Consider the following 20498-nt stretch of genomic DNA (forward strand, 5'->3'; position numbering starts at 1 on the left):
CGCTGGGCGCGGGGCCGTGCGCCCGGGGATGCGGGGCCGGGCCCTGGTCGTACGCATGCCGCCGTACCCCGGTCCGGTCTGCGCCTTTGCAGGCCGGAGGGGGTACGGCGGCGATCGGTCGGCCGGGTCTGCCCGACCGGCTGTTAAGTTCCCGGGAGCTTCGCCGGACCCGGCCGGCTGATTCCTGTGCACAACCGCGGTCACCGGTCGTCGGCGGCCCCGGGCCCACGTGCCGTTTCCGTGCCCGCCACGGGAGCGGGCGCCCCCGCGGCCGGGGCCGCCTCGCTCCGGCTCTCCACCACGACCGCCGACTCCAGCGGCGACGCGATCTCCTGGGCCTTGCTGCGGGAGGCCCAGTCGCGGATGCCGATGACGACCATCACAAAGAAGATCGCGTAGACGATTCCGGAGAAGTACAGCTCGGAGTGGATGGCGAGCGGCACCCCGACGAGGTCGACGGCCAGCCAGGCGAACCAGAACTCGACGTACCGCCGGGCCTGGGAGTACATCGCCAGGATGGAGCCGACGAAGATCCACGCGTCGGCGAGGACCATCCACCACGGGGCTCCCGGGTAGAACGACGCGTCGGTCGCCTTCAGCAGGGAGGCGAATGCGAAGGTGCCGACGATCATGATGGTGAGCAGTACGGCCCGCTCACGCCACGACGCCCAGCGGACGTTGATGGCGCCTTCCTTCTCCCGGCTGCGGCGCCAGGTCGCCCAGCCCCAGGACGCCGATGCTATGATCACAACTTGCCGTGCGGCGTTGCCTCCGAGATCGACGTTCAGACTCGCGATCAGCAGCAGCACCGATCCGAGGATCTGCACGGGCCAGGCGATCAGCAGCCGGCGCAGCGCCAGCCAGACCGTGGCCAGGGCCAGGATGTTGCCGAGGAAGTCGGACCAGTAGACGTCCAGGCCGAAGAAGCTGAATTGCTCGTTCAGCCACGAGAATGCACTCATTACTCACACCTTTGTTCGTACGGAGCAAGGCTGGGAGTGGGGGGTGTGGCCCGGAACGGGCCGTTCAGGGGGCAGGGAGTCCGGCTGTGCGCGCCGAGCCCGTGCGGAGGGACGTCTCAGACGGAGACGGTTTTCCGGTACGCGGCGAGTGCGCCGGTGAGGATGCGGCGCCCCCGGCCGGAGGCCAGCAGGGCCTCCGACCGCAGGACGTCCCGCCGGGCGGCGCGTACCAGATCGTCGGGCGACGCGAACTTCACCGTGTCCCGGATCCGTGCCACGAACCACAGTCCGACGCGCTCTCCGTAGAACTCGTCGGCCGTGTCGTGGCAGTACACCTCGACATGGACTTCCGTCGTATCGCAGAAAGTGGGGTTCGACCCGATGCTGATCGTTCCGCGGTGGACGACGCCGGTCGAATGGCGTACGACCCAGCCGCTGTAGACCGCGGGTGGCGGGATCCGTGAACCCGGATCCGCCGCCACGTTCGCGGTGGGGAATCCGAGCCCGCGGCCCCGGCCGGCACCGTGCACCACCGCACCCGTGAGGTGCACGATGCCGGTCGGGGTGTCAGCCATGGGGAATGAGCTCACGGAACTGGCTGGTGTGGAAGACGAGGGGTTCCACACCGGAGAACAGCTCGGCCGTCAGCAGCTCCATCAGCACGATCTCGTGATCGCCGCCGTCGTAGACCGCGTTGACCCGGGCCGTCAGCCAGAGCGCGGCGTCCCCGATCAGCACGGCACCGTCGGGCGTCGACTGCCACGAGACGCCCTCGAAGCGGTTGCCGTTCCGGGACGCGAGCCGCCGGCACAGCGCGCCCTGGCCGTGGCTGAGCACGCTCAGCCCCAGCACGGGCGCCTCCGCGAGGAGCGGCCACGTGGTCGACGTACGGGCCACGCTGACCGCGGCCATCGGCGGTTCCAGCGAGATCGACACGAACGAGCTGGCGGCGAACCCGACCGGCTCGTTCCCGCGCAGCGCGCCGATCGCGACGACACCGGTCGGGTAGGCCCCGAACGCCTGTCGCAGCGTTGCCCCGTCCAGCTCCGCCGGCGCCGACACCCGGGACGGGTTCTGGGCAGACGTGGCCATGGTGCTCACCATCCTCTCCTCGCGCGTTCCGTACTCAGTGCCGGTACCGGGCCGCCGGGTGGCTGTCCGGCAGCGCGCTGTCGGACGCCCCGGTGAGGCGCTCGCGCAGGCTCTCGTTCTCCGTGTACTCACCGCGGAAGACCCCGCGGGACCGCAGGATCGGCAGGACCGACTCGACGAAGTCCGTCGTCGAGGTGGGCTGGACCGTCGGGGACAGCAGGAAGCCGTCGAGGTCGGCGCCCTCCGCGAGCGCGCAGATCTCGTCGGCGATCTCCTCCGCCGTGCCGACGACCGGCCGGGCCCCGACCCCGTGGGTGTGCCAGTCGGCCAGGACGTCGCCGACCGTCTTGTCCGCGAAACGGGCCACCTGGGTCTGCGACAGCTCGGTGGACAGCTCCGCCATGGGCGTCTCGGGCGCATACGACGAGAGGTCGAGCCCGGTGAACATGGCGTAGCTGGCGACCGTCACCTCGGAACGCTGGGCGTCGAGGATTCCCTGGTAGCGACGGTGCGCGTCCTGGGTCGTCGCACCGACGACACAGGAGAACGCCGACATCACCTTCACATCGTCGGCCCGGCGGCCCGCCTTGACCGCCTCCTCACGGATGGCGGACGTGTGCCCGGCGAGCTGCGCGACCGAACCGCTGCCCACGAACATGCACTCGCCGTGCCGGCCGCCGACCCGGCGCCCGGCCGGGGACGCCCCGGCCTGGAACAGCACCGGCGTGCCCTGCGGGGAGCGCGCCGTGTTGCCGTACCCCTCGGAGCTGAAGAACGGACCCTTGTGCTTGACCAGGTGCACCTTGGCCGGGTCGGCGAACCGGCCCGCCTTGTCCTTCTCCAGCGCGTCCGGCTCCCAGGCGCCCTCCCAGTACTTGTAGACCAGCTCCAGGAAGTCCTCGGCCATCCGGTAGCGGTCGTCGTGGGCCACCATGTCCATACCGAAGGCCTTGACCGCGGTGTCGGCCGTGCCGGTCGTCACGATGTTCCAGCCGATCCGGCCGCCGGAGAGCTGGTCGAGCGTGGCGAGCCGGCGCGCGAAGGCGTACGGGGGCTCCACCAGCACCGAGCCCGTCATCACGAGACCCAGGTTGGTCGTCGTGGACAGCAGCGCGGACGCCACGACTATCGGGTCCAGCCGCGGCAGGTCGAGGGTCTCCTCCGTGGCGATCGCCGGACGGGTGCCGTCGATCTCCGACCAGCCCCAGGCGTCGGCGAGGAAGAGGAAGTCCAGCTTGGCGTCCTCGCAGACGGCGGCGAGGTCCCGCCAGTACTCCAGGGTGTCGAAGAGGTGCCGCCGGCTGTCGGGGTGGCGCCAGGTGGCCGTGCCGCTCGCGTTGGTCTGGGCGTTCTCGAAAACGCCGATCTTGAGGTTCCTCATGGGTGGTTCTCCGTAGTGCTGGTGGGTGACCCGTGGGGTGGTGCGTCAGAAAGCAGAGACGACCGCGGGTGCGTCGAGCTGTGCCGCGTACGGCATGGAGGTCTGTGCGCCGAGGCCGGTGGTGGTGTACGAGGCCGCCCGCACGGCGCGCTCCACGGCGGCCGGCAGGCCGGTACCGCGCCCGAGGGCGTCCGCGAGGGCGCCGCAGAAGGTGTCGCCGGCACCGACGGTGTCGACGGCGTCCACCACGGGCGCGGGAATGTGCGTGGTGTCCGTGCTGTGCGCCTCTTTCAGTACGGCGCCGTCCGCCCCGAGCGTCACCACGACCGCCCGGCACGGCAGCGCGGCGCGTACCAGCAGGTCCCGGGCCTCGTCGACGGTCGTGGGCGGCTCGGTGCCGAGCAGCGCGGCCAGCTCGCCGCGGTTGGGGACGAGGACGTCGACGGCGGCCAGGACCTCCGCTTCGACCGGCCGGGCGGGCGCCGGGTTGAGGACGACGAATCCGCCCTGGTCCCGGGCCCGCAGGACCGCGGCCGCGACCACCTCGGGGGTGATTTCGTGCTGGACGAGGACGATTTCTCCGGGCGACCGGACGAGCCGGGCCGGCAGGTCCTGGACGCCGAGTTCGGCGTTGGCTCCCGGATTCACGACGATGGTGTTCTCGCCCGCGTCGTCGACGACGACCGCGGCGATCCCGGTCGTGGTCCGCTCGTCCGGCAGTACGGCGCCGACGTCCACGCCTTCGGCCGTGAGCGCGTCGAGGATGGCGGCCGCGTCCGCACCGACCCGGGCGACGAGACGCACCCGTGATCCGAGCCGGGCGGCCGCGACGGCCTGGTTGGCACCCTTGCCGCCGACACCCTCCACGAAGCGTCGCGCGAGCACGGTCTCACCGGGGTGCGGCAGGTCCTCGACGGTCAGGACGAAGTCGCGGTTCACCGAACCGACGACGGTGATGAGCGACATTTGGACTCCTTGGGAGAACGATTTCCGACATGCTGTACCAGGGTTCCCGCGCCGTCAAGTAGCCTCGTGCTTCCTGATCGCCCCGACGCCGTGGCGCATCCCCGCCCATCGACCGAGAAGGATCCCTACGTGACAGCGCCCCGACTCATCGACGTGGCCGAGGCCGCCGGGGTCTCCCGCGCCACGGCGTCACGTGTGCTCGCAGGTACGCCCCGGAACGTCGATCCCGAACTCGCGCGCCGTGTCGAGCAGGCGGCCCACCGGCTCGGCTACCAGCCCAACCAGTCGGCGCGGGCACTGCGGACCGGCGCGACCGGCACCATCGGCGTCGTGGTCCCGACGCTGGCCAACCCCTACTTCGTCCAACTCGCCGACGCCATCGCCCAACAGGTGCGCGCGGCGGGCGGCACGCTCGTGGTCACCGACGCGGCGAACGACACCGCCATCGAGGCCGAGCAGATCGACACGCTGCTCAGCGGCCGGGTGGACGGCCTGTTCGTCGTGCCCGTCTCGGCCGACGCGTCCGGGCCCGCGATCCGCGATGCGGCCGCCCGCCGTCCCGTCGTCCTCTTCGACCGGTGGGCCAAGGAGTCCGGTACCGTCGCCGTCACGCTCGACAACGCGTCCGCGGTACGGCTCCTGGTCGGCCATCTGGAGAGCATCGGCAGGCGCCGGATCGCGCTCGTGGCCGACCAGGCGTCCTCCTCCGGCGCCGAGCGGGTCGCCGCCTTCACCGCATCGCAGGGCCCCGACGCCACCACCATCCTGCTGCCCGGCTTCAGCACCGACGGGGGACGGGTGGCGGCGCGCCGCATCATCGAACAGCGCGACCGGGTCGACGCGGTCGTCTGCGGAGCGGACGTCCTCGCCGTCGGACTCGTGAGCGCCCTGCACCGCTCCTCGGTCGCCGTACCCCGCCAGATCGCCGTCACCGGCTTCGACGACACCGAGATGCTCAAACTCCTGGACCCGCCCATCACCTCCATCCGGCACCCGTTGTCCGAGATGGCCGAGCGCGGCCTGACGCTACTTCAGGCCCCGGCCGGGGAACGGGCGGAGCGGATAGAGCGGTTCGCCCCGCGGCTCGTCGTCCGCGCCTCGACCGACGAAACCTGACAGGCAGTCACCCGGGGCCTTCCCCCCGGCGCGAGACGCCGGGGCCGGTGGCCCGCGCTCGCCGAAGCCTTGGGCGGGGAGAGTGCCGATGCTTCTCGTCCCGCCGCCCGGACGGCGCCTCCGTCGCCGGTATCCGGCAGGGCCGATGCCGGTCGGTCAACGGCAGCCGGTTCTCAGAGGTGCTTGTCGTAGAAGGGGATCAGAGCGTCGAGGGCCCGCCCGGTTGCTTCCGGCTTCCAGTAGAGGTCGTAGTGGGACTCGCCGGAGACGACGAGGATGTCCTTCTGCTGGGAGCGGGCGCGGTGGAAGAGGTCGAACCCGTCGCGGTAGGAGCCGAATTCGCCCGGGACGCCGCCGACGACGATCTGGAGGGGCTGGGTGAGGAGCTGATCGGCCGGGTGGAAGGCGTCGTAGCCGACCGCGGGCCCCATACGGGAGAGCAGGGAGCGGGTGAGCCCGTTCGGCTGCCGGCCGCGGGAGGTGCGGTAGTACTTCGTGGCCTCGACCATGTCGAGTCCGGTGATGCCCAGCTCGGCGGCCTGCTCGGGGGAGGCGGGCAGGGCGTCGGTGATCACCGGGCCGGCGCCGCGCGCTTCGGCGGTCCGCTGTTCGGCGATGGCGTCGAGGGTGGCGATGGCGGCGTCCGGGGAGAGGTCGCCCTCGCGCATCATGCGGCCGTAGTTCACGGCGGAGACCGTGCCGACGGCCTTGAAGCGGCGGTCGGTCATCGCCGCCGTGACGGCGTAGCCGCCGCCCCCGCAGATGCCCAGGACACCGATACGGCGTTCGTCGACGTAGCCGAGGGTCACCAGATGGTCCACCGCGCAGCGGAAGTCCTCCACCCGCAGCCCCGGGTCCTCGATGAAACGCGGCTCTCCGCCGCTGGCGCCCTGGTAGGCGGCGTCGAAGGCGAGGACGGCGTATCCCCGGGCGGCCAGAGCGGCGCCGTAGACATGGCCCGAGGTCTGCTCCTTGCAGCTGCCGATCGGGTGCGCGCTGACGATGGCCGGGTACGTCCGGGACGGATCGAACCCGTCGGGCAGATACAGATCGGCAGCGATATCAAGGTTTTTGTTCTTGAAAGTCATGGATTCCATGGAAAAGATGTCTTTCGATTGGCTCCGGATGCGGGAGGCGGTTTCCTGTGATCCGCCGGTGCCTGTGCCCGCGCGCTCGGCCGAAGGGGCGCTGCAGGGCCGCCGGATCCCCGGCGCGGCTCTTCCTTCACTCTCCCACCGCCCGTCCGCCCCTGCCAGGGCGAAGCCGTTCCGGGGCACCCGGGTGAGGGGGAAGGAACCTGCCCACCCGGAACCGGGCCCGGCGCACCGCGGGCGAGCGACAATGGACGGACCATGACCAGCAATGACCGGGGCCGCAGCAACGACTTGGGGGCATTTCTGCGCGCCCGGCGCGCGCAGGTCACCCCGGAACAGGTCGGACTGCCCTCGGTCGGGCACCCGCGACGGGTGAAGGGCCTGCGCCGTGAAGAGGTCGCCCTGCTGGCCGCGATCAGCACCGAGTACTACACGCGGCTCGAACAGGGCCGGCTGGCCGGTGCCTCCGTCGCCGTCCTGGCGGCCCTGGCCGCCGCCCTGCGCCTGGACGACGCACAGACCGGCTACCTCCACCGCCTCGCCGGCCGGACCGCCGCGCCCGCGCGGGACCGTCCCGCCGAACGCGCCGTGCCCCGGGTCCCCGCCCGGACCCGGCTCCTGCTGGACAACCTCCGCGACACCCCGGCCATGGTCCTCGGCCCCACCATGTCCGTACTGGCCTGGAACACCCTCGCCGCCGCCCTCTACGGCGACTTCTCCGCCCTGGCGCCGGCCGAGCGGAACCTGATGCGCCTGGCCTTCCTCGACCCCCTTGTGCGTGACCTGTACACGGACTGGGAGGACAGTGCACGCGCCTGCGTCGCCTATGTCCGCATGGACGCGGCCGCGGACACCGACGCTCCCGGACTGCGGGCCCTGGTGGGTGAACTCGCCGACCGCGACGCCGACTTCCGCCGCTGGTGGGCCGCCCATGACGTGGCCCACAAGACCTTCGGCACCAAGCGCTACCACCACCCCGTGGCGGGCGATCTCACCCTGGACTGGCAGATCCTCGCCCTCCCCGACCCCGGGCAGTGCCTGATGGTGCTCACCGCCCCCACCGGCACCGCCTCCCACCGGGTGCTGCGCGGTCTCGCCGGCCGCTCGGCAGCCGGCCCCGGAGCCCCCGCCCCCGACCCGCCGGACACACCGTAGCCGGGCCTGGGTACGCCCGGAAGCCGCACAGACGCCGCCGCACCCCAACCGGCCCATGGTGAAGCAGGCCAGGAAGGGTGCGGCGGCGGCCGGAGGTCAGATATCGCGGAAGAGACCAGCCGAGTCTGTGACCTGCTACGTTTGCTGGTGTCAGGCTGCTGACCTGCGTAAACGTTCTTTCGGGTGTTTCATGGTCATGCCCGTTGATGCAGCCGGAAGTCCCAGAAAACTCCCAGGGAAATCCCTCTGCCCATCGTCACTCTTTCGGCTCTATGCAGAGGATGGCGGTGCGGTGTGGGCTGGTCCGTGTGCATCGGTGGTCTGCTCTGAACGATCGGCAACATGTCCTGCTCGAAAGCCTCGCGGCCGGAAAGAAACCCCATGCCTGGGCGCCGGGCGAATGGCCTTCGGCGTACGCTCTGCGTGACCGTGGTCTCCTGAAGATCAGCCGCGACGCCGGTGACGTGCATACGGAGGTCACCGAGGCCGGCCGGTTCTACCTTCACCATGGCCATCATCCCGACGACCCGGCGTTTGCGGACGGAGTCGTCCAGGCGTCGACGGACAGCGGCGGGCGGCACCAGGCCACGAAGCGCAAGGGGAGCCCGACGCCTTACAACGAGCGGCCCATAGCCCGGGTTCGACGGGCGAAGGCGCGGGAACTGGTCGAGCGCTTGGCTGCCGAGGGGCATGTCCGTTTCGTCGACCCAAGTGACGACGAGGTCGCGGAATGGCGGCGTGTCGTCAACTACGCTAAGCGGCACGGCCTGGAACCGCCGGGTAAGCGCATCGAGAAGGTCGGCTTCGGCGCTCGTGGGCTGGAGATGTTCCTTGCAGAAGGCCCACACCCCAACTCGCGGAGCCAGCGGCCGAAGACAGACATCTCGGCCGTGCCCGTTCCCACGAGACTGAATTCACCTCATCGAGCCGTTGCCGCGATCAGGGAGCATGAGGGGCAACTGGTGATTCCGCCTGCGCTTCGCCGCAGGTCACTCCTGATACTGCAGGCCCTGGCGGCCGAAGCGGTACGGCGTGGGTACGAGGTGACGGAAGGGCGATCGTACTATTCGCTGCGCGAAGGCGGAGTGGACGTCGTCGTCGACGGCTTCGCCTACACGGTCACCGTCAGGCAGGAGTTCCCACAGTCCACGAATCCGGACCGCGCCGCGCGTCTCGCTATCGAACTCGACCACGGCCGGTCCAGTAGGCCCGGCCGGTGGCGGGATCGGAAGGGGCGGACCCTTGAGGACAGCCTGGGCGTGGTTCTCGGGGAGATCGAGGCGCGAGCGCTGGCTGACGCTCAGCGCCGAGAGAACGAGGAGCGGGCCAGGGCGGAGCGCGAAGTCCGCTGGCGAGCGGCCATGAAGGAGGCCAAGGAACGAGCTGTTCGGAATCAACTCGCCGGAGTGCTTCGCGAGGAGGCCAGGCGCTGGCGGGAGGCTGTCGCGCTGGGTGAGTACTGCGATGCCCTGGAACGTCGTCTTGCCGAGTCGGGCGGAGCCTTGGTCGGGCCGGCTCTGGAATCGGCAGTGCGGTGGCTGGAGTGGGCGCGTGAGTACGGGAAGGAGACGGACCCCTTGAATCAGCCTCTGGGAATGCCGGTTCCGAGCGATCCGAAGCCGGAAGAGCTCAAACCATATTTGAAGGGGTGGAGCCCCTACGGGCCGGAACGACAGGACGGATAATGACGCGGAGAGGGGTGACGCCATCCGGCTGCGGAGGGCAGTCAAACGAGTTGCGACCCCCGTCGCGGGGCCAGCACCCCCGGATCCGGGCGCATTTTCTTCCGATGACGCACCATGTGGAGTGCGTGGCGATCCTGGAGCCGGTGGCAAAGGGCGCCTGACCTGTGGTTTTGTCGGTGCGCATTATGTGCGCTGTGGGCGTTACAGGCGATATCTTGACGCTGAGATGACCCTCGCTCCGACGGGTTTTCAGACGAGATGACCGCGTGAAACCCCGGGCGTGGAATGCAGTGCGGAGATCCGCCATCCGTGTCCGCTCAGCCCTTTGAGCAGGTGGTCGGCGATCTGTGCCAAGGCGTCAGGATGCTCAGTGGCGAAGTCGAGATCCTGACTGGGGCGGTGCGCGAGGCCGTGTGCCTGGACGGCAATGCCGCCCATCAGGGCCAGACCGTAGGGGACGTCGCCGAGCAAACTGGCCTGCCCGGCGGTTGTGCCGCGCACCTGGCTGCGTGCGGCGCATCCTCAGGGCCCCGCCCTCCCGTCCTGGCCTGACCTCGGCATCGCCGTGGCCGGCGGCGTCCGTGACGGGTCAGGCGTGCCATTCCAGTCGTACGGGCTCACGGGCTGCGGCAAGGGCACCGTCGAGGTCGGCGAGGCGTTCGGCGAGGGTCGTGGTGGCGATACGGGGTGGGAGGGCTGCCGAGAACTTCAAGCCGCGGACGGCCCGTGGGTCGACGGTGGGCAGTGTGAGGGAGTCGGGAAGTTCGGCGCGGGCGGCTTTCCAGTCGGCGGGCGAGAGGTCCTGGCGGAGCCGGACGTGAGTGTCGGTGGGGCGCTGCACGGGGTCGGCGAGGTTGCCGAGGGAGGCGGCGAGGGTGGCGTTGGCGCGGTAGCCGGCCCAGGTCCACCACCGGGCGGCGTCCGCGTCGAGGACCAGGAGGGAGCCCGCAGGGTGAACTTCGCAGGGTGCGCGGTCCGTTCGGAGTTTGGCGAGGGTCACGGTGGCGCGGCGGGTGAGGCGGACGTCGGGGTCGGTACCGAGGAGGACGTCACGCATGGAGCGGGTGAGCGCGTACGACAGACCACGGGTTTCGTTGCCTTGCCATTTGGCGACGCCGCCGTCCTCGACGGGTTCGACGAAGGCGCGGCGCCGGGCCCAGTCGATGAAGGTGACCTGCCAGCTGCGGCCGGCCAGGAGCAGCCTGCGCGGCCCCTGTCGTTCCTCGGTGAGGACAGTGGGGTCGGTGGTGCCGATCTCAGTACGTCCGGCGAGCACGGTGAACTCGGGAGGCGCGGTGAAGGAGGCGGTCAGTTCCATGAAGTGCCGACGCCCGAAGTGCTTCTCGGCTTCGGGGCCGATGAACAGCATGCCGCCGTCGTTGTCGAGAAAACCTTCGGAGACAAGGTGCGAGAGGAGTGGCGCGGCGGACCGGTCGAAGGGGGCTAGTCCATTCCACTGCCTGGGCCACAGCCGGTCACCGATGCGGTGCTCCTGCAGGGTGACGGCGAGGAGTTGCTGGGCGACGAGGTGGCGGGGAGACGGCGGCGGAGTGACGGCCTCCACCCAGCCGCGGGACCACAGGGTGAGCAGGCCGGCGGCCTGGAGCAGGCTGCTGGGCCGGGTGGCGAGGAAAAGACAGTTGCGAGTGGTGCCGCTGCGGCGTCCGGTGCGGCCGATGCGCTGCAGGAACGAGGCGACGGTGCCGGGGGAGTCGATCTGGACGACCCGGTCGAGGTCGCCGATGTCGATACCGAGTTCCAGTGTGGAGGTGGACACGATGACGCAGTCGCGCGCCTCGGCGAACGCCTGCTCGGAGCGTGCGCGTTCGTCGGTGGAGAGGGAGGCGTGGGAGAGGAAGACGGTGACCTCGTGGGCGCGCAGAGCCGCGCCGAGCTCCTCCACCTGCTTGCGGGAGTCGCAGAAGACCAGCCGCTTCTCGCCGCGGTGCAGGGTGGAGATCACCTTGGCGGCATTGGCGAGCGAGCCGACGTAGTCGAGTTCGACATCTCCGTCGGGGCTGGGGAGACCACCGGAACCAGAGGTGTTGTCACAGGAGGGCAGGGTGACACCCGGGGCGATGACCCGTCCCGACCGGCCGGTGGGGCTCGCGCCCTGGAGCCAGGTGAGCAGGGCGTCGGGGTTACCGACGGTGGCGGAAAGGCCGATGCGCTGGATGCGGTGGCCGGTCAGCCGTTCCAGGCGTTCGAGTACGGCGAGCAGGTGCCAGCCGCGGTCGTCCCCGGCGAAGGCGTGCACCTCGTCGACGACGGCGGCGCGCACCCGGCCCAGTGTGTGCGTGTGGTCGGTCTTGACGCTGATGAGCATCGCTTCGAGGGACTCGGGTGTGGTGAGCATGAAGTCCGGGGAATCGGTCCGGATACGGCGGCGTACGGACTCGGGGGTGTCCCCGTGCCACAGGGCGGCCCGGCGTCCCACCCACTGGGCGTAGCCGTGGATCCGGGGCGCCAGGTTGTTCAGGAGTGCCTTGAGCGGGCAGAGGTACAACACGCCGGTGCCCGTCCAGCCCTGCTGGTTCATCCGCGTCAGCAGCGGGAAAACCGCGGCCTCGGTCTTGCCTCCGGCGGTGGGGGCGAGCAGGAGGGCGTCCTCACCGGCGAGCAGCGGTGTGACGGCTTCCGCCTGCAGCGGTCGCAGCCCGCGCCAGCCGAGGGTGTTGACGATGTGGTGCCCGAGGACCGGGTCGAGCAGGTCGAATACGTCATCTGGGCCCGGAGCCGGGGGGACCGTCATGACGACTTCGATTCCGTACTCGGCTCGGAAGCGGTGTCCTCGAACGGTTCCAGTTCCAGCTCGATGTCGTCGGCGCCGGCCGCGTTGCGTTCCGTGGGAGTGAGTTCGGCGCTGTCCAGGGTGAGGGCGTAGTGCTTGCGTGGGTCGAAGTCGTCGAACTCGTCGATCCGGTCCAGCACGTCGGCGACGAGTTTGCGCAGGTACAGGCGGGGTGCGATGCCGACCTTGCCACCGAGCGATCCGGTGAGGGACCGGGCCAGCTCCTCCAGGTAGGTGTCGTCGGCATGGGTGGCGAGCCGGTCTGGCCGACGGGCGTCGGCCGCGTAGATCTCGCGGACCTTGCGGCCCAGTTCGCCGAGCGAGGACAGGTCGAATCCTGGCAGGCGAAGCTGCACGGCCCGCGGGGAGTCGAAGCGGGGGTCGGTGGTGAAGTCGGTGGCGAGGCGCTGGGCCAGCGGGGGGAGGCGCTGGACGCCCTGCGGCCCGTCGTAGAAGGCAGGGGTACCGGTGATGACGAGAAACAGTCCGGGGAACCGGCCGCTGTCGATCTCGTCGAGGAGCTGGCGCAGCGCGTTGAGGGATTTCTCCCGTACGTCGCCCCGCACCCGCTGCAGGGTCTCGACTTCGTCGAGGACGAGCAGCAGGCCCGGATGCCCGCAATCGCGCAGGACGGTCAGCAATCCCTGGAGGAATCCCAGAGCGCCGAAGTGGTCGAGGTCGCCACGGATTCCGGCGGAGCGTTTGGCGGCGGCGGCCACGGATTTCTGTCCGCCGAGCCAGGCGATGAGCGCTTCGGCCTGCGGCCCGTCCCCCGAGGCCACGGCCCGGTGGTAGCCGCGCAGCGCGGCGGAGAAGGCCGGCGTCGTGCGGGCGACGGCGGCGAGCCGGAGTTCCAGAAGCTCGTCCACCGCGGCCGCGAGGCCGCCCTCGTCGTCGTCCTCGATCTCACCAGACGCGAGGGCCTCCTCCTCCAGGGCGTACAGCCATGAGTCGATCACCGCCCGCAGCGCGGAGGGCTGGTGGGTGGCCGTGGTCAGGCGTTCGGTGAGCTTGCGGTAGACGGTCTCCAATCGGTGCAGGGGGGTCTCAGTCTCGGAGATCTGCACCTCGCTGACGGCGAGCCCGCGCCGCTTGGCGATCTCGGCGAGCCAGCGGGCGAAGAAGGTCTTGCCCGAGCCGTACTCGCCGCGCAGGGCGTGGAAGGCGGAGCCGCCGCGGGTGACTGTGTTCAGGTTGTCGTCGAGCGCCGCCTCGAAGCGGGTCAGGCCGACGGCGAACAGGCCGAGTCCCGCCTGGGGCACGGTGCCGCGCCGCAGTGCGTCGAGGACGTCCTGGCGCCGCGCGGTGCTGATGTCGGGTGTCGGCCGGGTCATGCGGGGCCGCCTTCCAGGAACTGCTCCTGGAGCAGGGCCTTGTCGAGCTGGACGGTGCGGCCGGACTCGATGAGCCGGAGCACGGGATAGCCGTCGATGTTGAGCAGCCGCTCCAGGACGGTGGCGAAGCGCTCCGGGTTGCGCTGCGACTTGCCGGTGGCGGCCCGGGCGGCCGCGGCGACCGCACCCGGCGAGAGCCTCCCGCCGGCTGCGACCAGTGCGTCGAGGACGGCCGCGACGGCTTTCTCACCGGGAGCCAGACGTACGAACTCCTTCTGCGCCTTGTACGGGAGGCTGCGCACGACATGCTCGCCCAGGCTCATCCGGGGGAGCGGGCGGGGAGCGGCATCCACGTCGACGGCCCGGAGCGCGACCGGAACAGGGGAGCCGGAGGCAGCCGTGGCGGGAACCCGCTCGGCCTTCTGCCGTCCGGCGGCCTTCAGCGGGCTGTCGGTCTTCTCCGGTCCTGGGTCCGGGGTCCTCGCCAAGGCGGCGGCATCCGTGGTCCGGGTGTGCCACGGCGCGGTACCCGTCCCCGAGGAGGAGTTCCACCACCCGGGTTCGGTCGCTTCGGAGGGCAGCAGGACCCATCCCGACGGCACGACTCCTTCGGCCGGAATCAGGGTGATGACGGGGACGGTGACCTCGGCGAGTGAGGCGCCGCCGTGGTAGCCCGCCTGCCGTGCGGTGTAGCGGACGTCGTCGCGCCAGGCCAGGGTCGCGCGGCCGCTGTCGGTTCGGACGCGCGGCCCGCTCAGCGACACTTCCCCGTCCTGGGGGGTGCCGGTACGCCAGCGGGTTCCCTTGACGCCGGTGACCTGGAAGGGCGGGTTCCCGCGATCGGTACGGTCGATGACGTGTCCGTGGTCGGAGACCAGGAGGACGGGTCGACCGTGGTTGCGGGCCGCGTTCAGCAGGTCGGGCAGTTTGCCGATGTCGTGCAGTCCCCAACGTCCGCTGGTGCCCTCCCGGCCGCTGGACAGCGCGTCGTCGATGGTGTTGACGACGACCGCGACCACCTCGTCCGAGGAGAGAGCCTCGACGAACTCGGGGGCGAGGCGATGCCCGGCCGCGCCTTCGAAGCTGCCCTTGTGGAAGAGCCGGCCCTCCCGGTGGCGCTTGCGCCAGAAGGCGGCGAACCCCGAGCGTTCCGCGTCTTGCCCGCCTTCGGAGGACCGCCCGCACAGCAGGGAGGCCCGGCTGACCCGGGTGATGGAGGGCAGCATCGAGACCGCCGCCTGCCGGGCGGGGAGGGCATCCCTGCCGGGGGAGGGGACGATCTCGGTCCATACCCGCCGGTCCAGCTCGCCGGCGAGCCGGACGGCGACGTCCGCGCTCATTCCGTCGAGCACGACGATCAGCGGTCGGCCGCCGTCGCGGGCCAGTGGGGCCGCGGCCCGGGCCAGCACGTCCTCAATGAGCAGGGCGCCCCCGTCGGCCTGCTGGGCCGCGTTCTCGGTCCAGCGGGCGAGCAGCGCGGCGAACGCCTCGTCGGTGGCGGACCGGCGCTCCCGTACGGCCCTTATGAGCCGCCGGTAGGCCTCGCCGATGACCGGGTCGGGTGATTCGTCGCCTTCGGCGAGGATGCCGACGGCCAGGTCGACCCAGCCGGTGTCGGCCAGATGTTCCTGTACGGCCTGGCCGACGCGGGAGAGGGCGGGTGGTGGCACGGCGAGTCGGCGCAGCAGGCGGACTGCGGTGTGCGCGGTCTCGGTCGAGTGGCCGTACACGGCGGCCAGTTGGTGCGCGGCGAGGTCGTTCAGTGCTGATTCGGCGCCTCCGGCCGCGTCGCCGCTCCCGGCGTGCGCACCCTCGGTGAGGGCGGTGGCCAGGGCGCGCAGCCGGCCGCGGTAGCCGGAGGGCAGCAGGCGGTCCGAGGCGATCAGGGTGTCGAGCCGGGCTCCGGCGGCCAGTCGGTCGGCGCGTTCGAGGACGCCGAGGAGCCGGTGCCGGGCCTGGTCGGCCTGGGCCCCGCCGCCTTCCGCTTGCGCGGTCCAGCGGGTGAGAACCCCGGTGGCTGCTTCCGCGAAGGGCTTCAGCCGGTCGAAGGCGGTGAGCGCGCTGCCGAAGAGCGAACCGAGGGCGAAGACAGCGGCTTCGGACCGGGACGAGGCGAGGGCGGCGGAGGCCAGTGCGCCGAGCGGCAGGGCGTCGGCGCCCCGTCCTTCGGCGGCCAGGGTGAGGAGGATGGGGGCTGCTTCTCCGGCAGCCCGGCCGAGCCATTCGCCGAGACCGCGCCGCTCGTCCTCGGACAGTGCGGCGAATCGTGCGGGGCCCGAGGCGCCGCGGGTCCAGGAGAAGAGGGTGTCGGCGTCCAGATCCAGGGTGTCGGCCTCGGTGTCGCCGAGGCCGAGCCGGGCCGCGAGCAGGGCGCGTACGGCCCGGTCGCGGGTGAGGACGCCACTGGTGCGGGGCCAGCCGTCGAGGGGCTCGGCCGCCAAGAGGGCGTCGAGCAGCCAGTGTTCGCCGAGCATCCGGGGGTCGAGGTCGGCCGCCCCGAAGATCTGGGCGACGATCTCGGTCCGGTTCACGGGCAGCGGCCGCCGGTGCGGCGCGTGGGCGCGCAGGTCCCAGCCGAGCTGGTCGGGCGGGACGGTACCGGTGACGACGAGGACACTGTCGTCACCGGTACCGTCCTCAGCCTGCGTGAGGTGGCGGTTCCAGGCGTCGGCGATGCCGAGCGGGGAGTCCTGGTCGGTGACGAGGACCCTCCGGTGCCCGGTCCCGACCCGCACGGTGAACTCCGTGTCCTTGTCATCGCTGTCCCAGACGGCGTCGACCAGGACGAGCCGGCAGCCGGGATCGCGGGCGAGCTCGGTCTCCAGGAGTACCTCGACGGCCCGGCGGCCGGCGACGGGACGGGTGGTGCTCATCCCTGTTCGCCCTCCCACGTCTGTACGGTGCCGTCGCCGACGACCTGCCAGACGATCCGCACCACCGCGTCCGGGTGCGCGGCACGGTAGGCCTCGATCTCCTCCCGTACGGCGGTCAGCTTCCGGGGGAGCGCGGCGGCTCCGGAGGGGCCGGCGTCCACGACGTGCGGGACGGCCGGAAGACGGTCTTCCGGCTGGCGGTCGTCTCCGGAGCGCTCGTCGGCCGGCGGGATGCGGAGCTGCTCGGAGGGGCCGGGGTCGGGCAGCTCCGAGGGCACCGGCGGGATGCCGTGCTGGGACAGGGTGACCTGCTCGGCGTTGACCGGCGGCTGCGGGCCGGGGGCGGGGGCGGGCGGTTCCAGCTGGAGGGCTGCGTCCATCAGCGCGTGGGCACTCTCCCGGACCTCCTTGAGCACGGGGATCAAGGACCGCTCCTTCTCCGTGTCCCGGGCGGCCTCCCTGATCCGGTCCAGGAACCGCTGGGCCCGGTCGCCCACGGTGTCGTCCCGCGCGCTGAGCTTGCGGACGCGTTCGAGGAGCGCCCAGTCGGTGCCGTGCAGGGACGCGGCGAGTTCCGCGGCACTGTCCATCGTGTGCGAGAGCTCGAGGTCCGGTGTCTCGTACGACAGGGCGGCCAGTTCGCGTACGAGGGCGGTGGGGTCGTCGCCGTGCCGGACGAGCCGGGCGAGGAGCGCGGCGGCCGTGTGCAGGCTTTCGGTGCGCGGGGCCTGCTCCGGTGCGTCGAGACCGAGGAGCACGGCGTGGCGCTTGAGGACGGACCGGACGTCGCCCACGCTCTTCTCGTGTGCGGTCGCCTTAGCGTGGACGCCGGCGGCCAGCTCGTGGACGTTGCGGGCGAACAGGGCGGGCTTGGCGGGGACGCCGAACAGCCGTCCGGCGCGGGTCCGGGCCGCCGCGTACTCCTCCTCGCCGGGCATCTCCTTGGCACGCAGCGACCACCCGGGGCCGATCGCGTCCAGCGGGGGAGCCGCCTCGACGGCTCCGTACTTCTCCCAGGTGCGGTTGTCGAGCAGGGCGTAGACGGCGATCAGCAGGCTGGTGATCTGCTTGTCGAGGCCGCGGTACCCCAGTCCCTTGTCCTCGGCGGGACGGGTGATCCAGCGGCGGATGTCCTCGGCGCTCAGTTCGGTGGCGTCCTTCTGGCCGTTGAGGGAGGCCACCTGGTTGATGCGGGTCCACCACTCCCGCTTCAGGATCAGCGGCCCCTCGTGGACGGTGCCGAGGCCCAGGGGCTCCACGACCCGCCTGACGGCCCGCAGGTCCTTGGAGTCGACCTCAATGCGGGTGTCGCTCTCGCCGAGCGCCAGGGTGATCCACTTCAGGGCGGTGTTCAGCTCGTTCTGACTGACCGCCTTGGGTACGGAGCCGGCGCCGGGACCGAAGTCGGGGTGCTTGTCGTACATCGCCGAGAACAGGCCGTCGGCGAGTTGCGTCACCGCCTGCGGGAACTGCCTGCTCCCCGGGGGCTGCGGGCGCGGGTGCTCGGGCTGCAGGGACAGGAGGTGCCGGCCGTCGGTCACTTCCGCGCCGACGGTTCCCTCCTTGGTCTGAGTGAGGCCGTAGACCTCGCTCAGCGCGCCGGCCAGGGTCTCGGTGAGCGTCTCCCGGGCCCGCTCCAGCTGGTTGCGGGCCTTGGTCCGCTCCTCGGGCAGGAAGTTGCGGGTGTACTCGGAGAGCCGGTCGCGCTCGAGCAGGAAGTTGATCCGCATCAGCCGCCCCAGCTGGGCCTTGCGCTGCTCGGAGAGGTAGTCGCTCAGCCAGACCAGCACGGGGGCGTCGTGACCGCTGTTGATCAGCCCCTGGACCCGGTGGTAGGCGTCGTCGGGGGAGCGGCGGTGACTCTCGTCGAAGGGGTAGTCGAAGATGATCCTGATACGGCCCGGCTCGGAGACGGTGAACTGTTCGTCGGTGATGCTGACGGGGGAGTGGACCGACCCGAAGAAGAACTCCACGGTGCGTTCTGAACCACGCCAGATGATCTTCTTGGTGTCGAGAAGCTGCTCCTCACCCTTGCCCAGCCCCAGTCCGAGTTCCTGCCGCATCCGCTCCCGTGCCCAGCTCTGGCGGACCCCCGTCTTGTCCTCGCGGACCACGGAATTCAGGATCGGCTCGACATCGAGGTCGGACAGGTGGATGGAGAAGACAGGATCGTCCCCGCCCTCGGCGCGCAGCTCGGCGGGGAACTCCAGCTGCAGGGCCTTCATTCGCTCCCGCACCCGCTCACCGACAGGGACGGTCCGGGAGCGGACCGAGCCGTGGTTGAGCGCGGCGAGCCGGGTGCCGGTCAGTCGTCGCAGCGCGGGCACGTCGGGGGCGAGCGCGGCGAGCAGCAGGGTCTTGACGAAGCGCTCGTCGGCCCGGAAGTCGATGTGGTCCGCGGTGCCGTACTTCTCCAGGAGGTGTGCCCGGGCCTTGGCGTGGAACCGCGTCGCGGACTCCGATTCCTGGCTCAGCTTGTCGGTGAAGGCGGTGCCGGTGTCGTGGATCAGTACGTCCCACAGGTCGCCGAGCGGGATCAGGCTGCCGAGCTCGGTGTCGGCGTTGAGCTCCATGAGCTGCTGCACCAGCTTCAGGCCCGAGCGCTCGCGCTGGAGCGCGCCGGACAGGGCGACCAGCACGTTGAGCAGGGCCGGGGAGAGCGGGTACACCGACCGGAAGTCCTCCCAGCGCGAGCCGGTGGCGCCGTCCCCGTCGAGAAGCACGTCCTTCACGATCTGGCTGGTCCGGTCGATCCCGGCGAACGCGGCGTCGAGGACCGCCTCCTGGCCGGGGCGCGGCCTGAGGACCCGCTCTTTGATGATCTCCGGGAGGTTGCGGTCCTCCAGATTGATCACCTCGAAGCGCTCTTCGAGGTATTGCAGAGCGTGGTTGAGGTTCTCCACGTCGGAGCCGAGGACGTCCTTGCCGACGAGCTGGGAGAGGTCACGCTGCCGGGAGACGAAGGAGATAATCGGCACCGGCCGGTCGGGGTTGGTGGTCTCGATCAGTTTGACGGTCTTCTGGATCTGCTCGTTGATGAAGGTACGGTCGGACATCTTGGCCTGCAGCCACAGCACCAGCTCGTCCAGGAACAGCACCACACCCTGGTAGCCGAGGCCCTTGGCGTGCTTGCTGATCTCGCTCAGCCCGTCGTCCAACGGGATGTACGCCCTCTCCTCGCCGCCGGTGCTGCCCGCGTACGACTTCATCGGACCGTCGAACAGCGCCGTGACCAGCTGGTCACGGCCCGGGTCACCGGCGGGGGCGTCGAGCGCGGCGTTGAGTGCGGCGGCCGTCCAGCCCTCGGCGGGGGCGGTGCCGATCGGCCGCAGCTCGGCCTCGTCGTCTCCGCCGACCGGGGCGGCGGGCGATACGGGGGCCTTCTGTGACCTGGGCGCGGGGAGCAGCCGGAGGAACGCCTCGTCGCCGATGGAGGCGCGCAGGTTACGGGCGTCGGCGAGCAGTGAGTCGGCCCGGAAGACCAGGGGGGTGGCCTCGTCGGGGTGCAGCTTGCGCACGGCGTCGGCATAGCCGCCGAGTAGTGCCCCCTCCAGGCTGGGGTAGCCGACCAGGTGGAACGGCACCATCAGGAATTTCTTGTCCCGCAGCCAGTCCTGGTGCCCGGCCACCACCGCACCGAGGCGTTCCTTGGTCTGGGCGGCCGGGTCCCCGTTGAGCACGGCGTGCAGCACCGTGAGGAAGTGACTCTTACCGGCGCCGAAGGATCCGTGCAGGTAGGCGGCGTACGAGGTGTTCTTCCGCAGGGCGTCGCGGACCAGTCGCAACGCCTTGTCGAACTCTTTCGCGAGCTGCGGGGTGGCCACGTACTCGGCGATGGAGCCGGCCGACTTCCCGGCGAAGCCCTGTGACAGCTCGATCTTGAAGTCGCCGGCGTGGGCGTCCTCCTTGATGTCGAGAACGTCCTTCAGCACGGTCCCATTGCCCCTGGCCATCAGCAGTTCCAGCTCCCCACAGCGTCCTCGCCCCGCACTGCCGCACCACCACGGCCGGGCGTCCCCTCCATCCTGCCAGCTCACCCGGGTGGAGGA

14 protein-coding genes are annotated in these 20498 nt (G+C 70.9%); 3 read left to right on the forward strand and 11 right to left on the reverse strand.

Annotated elements, in window-relative coordinates; genetic code table 11:
* Positions 1 to 200 precede the first annotated feature (200 nt).
* The 5 genes from ACIQ9E_RS01170 to ACIQ9E_RS01190 all read right to left on the reverse strand — a co-directional run bounded on the left by ACIQ9E_RS01170 (position 201) and on the right by ACIQ9E_RS01190 (position 4401).
* Entirely contained in the window at positions 201 to 962 is a 762-nt protein-coding gene (locus ACIQ9E_RS01170; protein WP_403700030.1) for a nicotinamide riboside transporter PnuC, read from the reverse strand.
* A 116-nt stretch (positions 963 to 1078) separates the two neighbouring features.
* A complete protein-coding gene (locus ACIQ9E_RS01175; RefSeq protein WP_403700031.1) occupies positions 1079 to 1537 on the reverse strand; it encodes a riboflavin kinase in 459 nt (152 codons plus the stop codon).
* Complete coding sequence (locus tag ACIQ9E_RS01180) at positions 1530 to 2054, reverse strand: flavin reductase family protein (RefSeq protein ID WP_403700033.1); 525 nt, start codon at positions 2052 to 2054, stop codon at positions 1530 to 1532. Before ACIQ9E_RS01180 ends, ACIQ9E_RS01175 begins: the two co-directional genes overlap by 8 nt.
* A 34-nt stretch (positions 2055 to 2088) precedes the next feature.
* A complete protein-coding gene (locus ACIQ9E_RS01185) occupies positions 2089 to 3435 on the reverse strand; it encodes an NtaA/DmoA family FMN-dependent monooxygenase (RefSeq protein WP_403700036.1) in 1347 nt (448 codons plus the stop codon).
* 45 nt (positions 3436 to 3480) lie between these two features.
* On the reverse strand, positions 3481 to 4401 hold the full coding sequence (locus ACIQ9E_RS01190) for a ribokinase (protein WP_403700038.1): 921 nt from the start codon (positions 4399 to 4401) through the stop codon (positions 3481 to 3483).
* Between the two features lie 129 nt (positions 4402 to 4530).
* Here ACIQ9E_RS01190 and ACIQ9E_RS01195 point away from each other — a divergent pair, with 129 nt between their 5' ends.
* Complete coding sequence (locus tag ACIQ9E_RS01195) at positions 4531 to 5517, forward strand: LacI family DNA-binding transcriptional regulator (RefSeq protein ID WP_403700041.1); 987 nt, start codon at positions 4531 to 4533, stop codon at positions 5515 to 5517.
* Between the two features lie 173 nt (positions 5518 to 5690).
* Here ACIQ9E_RS01195 and ACIQ9E_RS01200 read toward each other — a convergent pair whose 3' ends face one another.
* Positions 5691 to 6605, reverse strand: coding sequence for an alpha/beta hydrolase (locus tag ACIQ9E_RS01200; protein WP_403700044.1), 915 nt, complete (start codon positions 6603 to 6605; stop codon positions 5691 to 5693).
* A gap of 264 nt (positions 6606 to 6869) precedes the next feature.
* Between ACIQ9E_RS01200 and ACIQ9E_RS01205 the strand changes: the two genes are divergently transcribed.
* Complete coding sequence (locus tag ACIQ9E_RS01205) at positions 6870 to 7766, forward strand: helix-turn-helix domain-containing protein (protein WP_403700047.1); 897 nt, start codon at positions 6870 to 6872, stop codon at positions 7764 to 7766.
* A gap of 272 nt (positions 7767 to 8038) precedes the next feature.
* The gene (locus ACIQ9E_RS01210) at positions 8039 to 9451 is read left to right on the forward strand and encodes a hypothetical protein (protein WP_403700049.1); all 1413 of its coding nucleotides are present in this window, start codon (positions 8039 to 8041) and stop codon (positions 9449 to 9451) included.
* Between the two features lie 249 nt (positions 9452 to 9700).
* On the opposite strand, the gene ACIQ9E_RS01215 is transcribed toward ACIQ9E_RS01210, so the two are convergent.
* From ACIQ9E_RS01215 to ACIQ9E_RS01235, 5 genes are all read right to left on the reverse strand, one after another.
* Complete coding sequence (locus tag ACIQ9E_RS01215) at positions 9701 to 9952, reverse strand: hypothetical protein (RefSeq protein ID WP_403700051.1); 252 nt, start codon at positions 9950 to 9952, stop codon at positions 9701 to 9703.
* Positions 9953 to 10040: 88 nt separating this feature from the next.
* Positions 10041 to 12203 carry a DEAD/DEAH box helicase gene (locus ACIQ9E_RS01220; RefSeq protein ID WP_403700054.1) on the reverse strand — a complete coding sequence of 721 codons (2163 nt, stop codon included), beginning with the start codon at positions 12201 to 12203 and terminating at the stop codon, positions 10041 to 10043.
* Positions 12200 to 13576, reverse strand: a complete 1377-nt coding sequence (gene brxD / locus ACIQ9E_RS01225; protein ID WP_403700056.1) for a BREX system ATP-binding protein BrxD — start codon at positions 13574 to 13576, stop codon at positions 12200 to 12202. The genes ACIQ9E_RS01220 and brxD overlap by 4 nt, the downstream gene beginning before the upstream one ends.
* Positions 13573 to 16449 carry a BREX-2 system phosphatase PglZ gene (pglZ, locus tag ACIQ9E_RS01230; protein ID WP_403700059.1) on the reverse strand — a complete coding sequence of 959 codons (2877 nt, stop codon included), beginning with the start codon at positions 16447 to 16449 and terminating at the stop codon, positions 13573 to 13575. The genes brxD and pglZ overlap by 4 nt, the downstream gene beginning before the upstream one ends.
* Positions 16446 to 20402 (reverse strand): hypothetical protein, encoded by a 3957-nt coding sequence (locus ACIQ9E_RS01235; RefSeq protein WP_403700062.1) that lies wholly within the window; start codon positions 20400 to 20402, stop codon positions 16446 to 16448. Before ACIQ9E_RS01235 ends, pglZ begins: the two co-directional genes overlap by 4 nt.
* Between the last annotated feature and the right edge of the window lie 96 nt (positions 20403 to 20498).

The organism is Streptomyces sp. NPDC094448 (assembly GCF_044763775.1).
Taxonomy (GTDB): Bacteria; Actinomycetota; Actinomycetes; order Streptomycetales; family Streptomycetaceae; genus Streptomyces.

Excerpts from the sequence above, each read along its gene's own strand:
- ACIQ9E_RS01170 (WP_403700030.1), bottom strand. The coding sequence starts at position 962 with ATGAGTGCATTCTCGTGGCTGAACGAGCAATTCAGCTTCTTCGGCCTG.
- ACIQ9E_RS01175 (WP_403700031.1), bottom strand. The coding sequence starts at position 1,537 with ATGGCTGACACCCCGACCGGCATCGTGCACCTCACGGGTGCGGTGGTG.
- ACIQ9E_RS01180 (WP_403700033.1), bottom strand. The coding sequence starts at position 2,054 with ATGGCCACGTCTGCCCAGAACCCGTCCCGGGTGTCGGCGCCGGCGGAG.
- ACIQ9E_RS01185 (WP_403700036.1), bottom strand. The coding sequence starts at position 3,435 with ATGAGGAACCTCAAGATCGGCGTTTTCGAGAACGCCCAGACCAACGCG.
- ACIQ9E_RS01190 (WP_403700038.1), bottom strand. The coding sequence starts at position 4,401 with ATGTCGCTCATCACCGTCGTCGGTTCGGTGAACCGCGACTTCGTCCTG.
- ACIQ9E_RS01200 (WP_403700044.1), bottom strand. The coding sequence starts at position 6,605 with ATGACTTTCAAGAACAAAAACCTTGATATCGCTGCCGATCTGTATCTG.
- ACIQ9E_RS01205 (WP_403700047.1), top strand. The coding sequence starts at position 6,870 with ATGACCAGCAATGACCGGGGCCGCAGCAACGACTTGGGGGCATTTCTG.
- ACIQ9E_RS01210 (WP_403700049.1), top strand. The coding sequence starts at position 8,039 with ATGCAGAGGATGGCGGTGCGGTGTGGGCTGGTCCGTGTGCATCGGTGG.
- ACIQ9E_RS01220 (WP_403700054.1), bottom strand. The coding sequence starts at position 12,203 with ATGACGGTCCCCCCGGCTCCGGGCCCAGATGACGTATTCGACCTGCTC.
- brxD (WP_403700056.1), bottom strand. The coding sequence starts at position 13,576 with ATGACCCGGCCGACACCCGACATCAGCACCGCGCGGCGCCAGGACGTC.
- pglZ (WP_403700059.1), bottom strand. The coding sequence starts at position 16,449 with ATGAGCACCACCCGTCCCGTCGCCGGCCGCCGGGCCGTCGAGGTACTC.
- ACIQ9E_RS01235 (WP_403700062.1), bottom strand. The coding sequence starts at position 20,402 with ATGGCCAGGGGCAATGGGACCGTGCTGAAGGACGTTCTCGACATCAAG.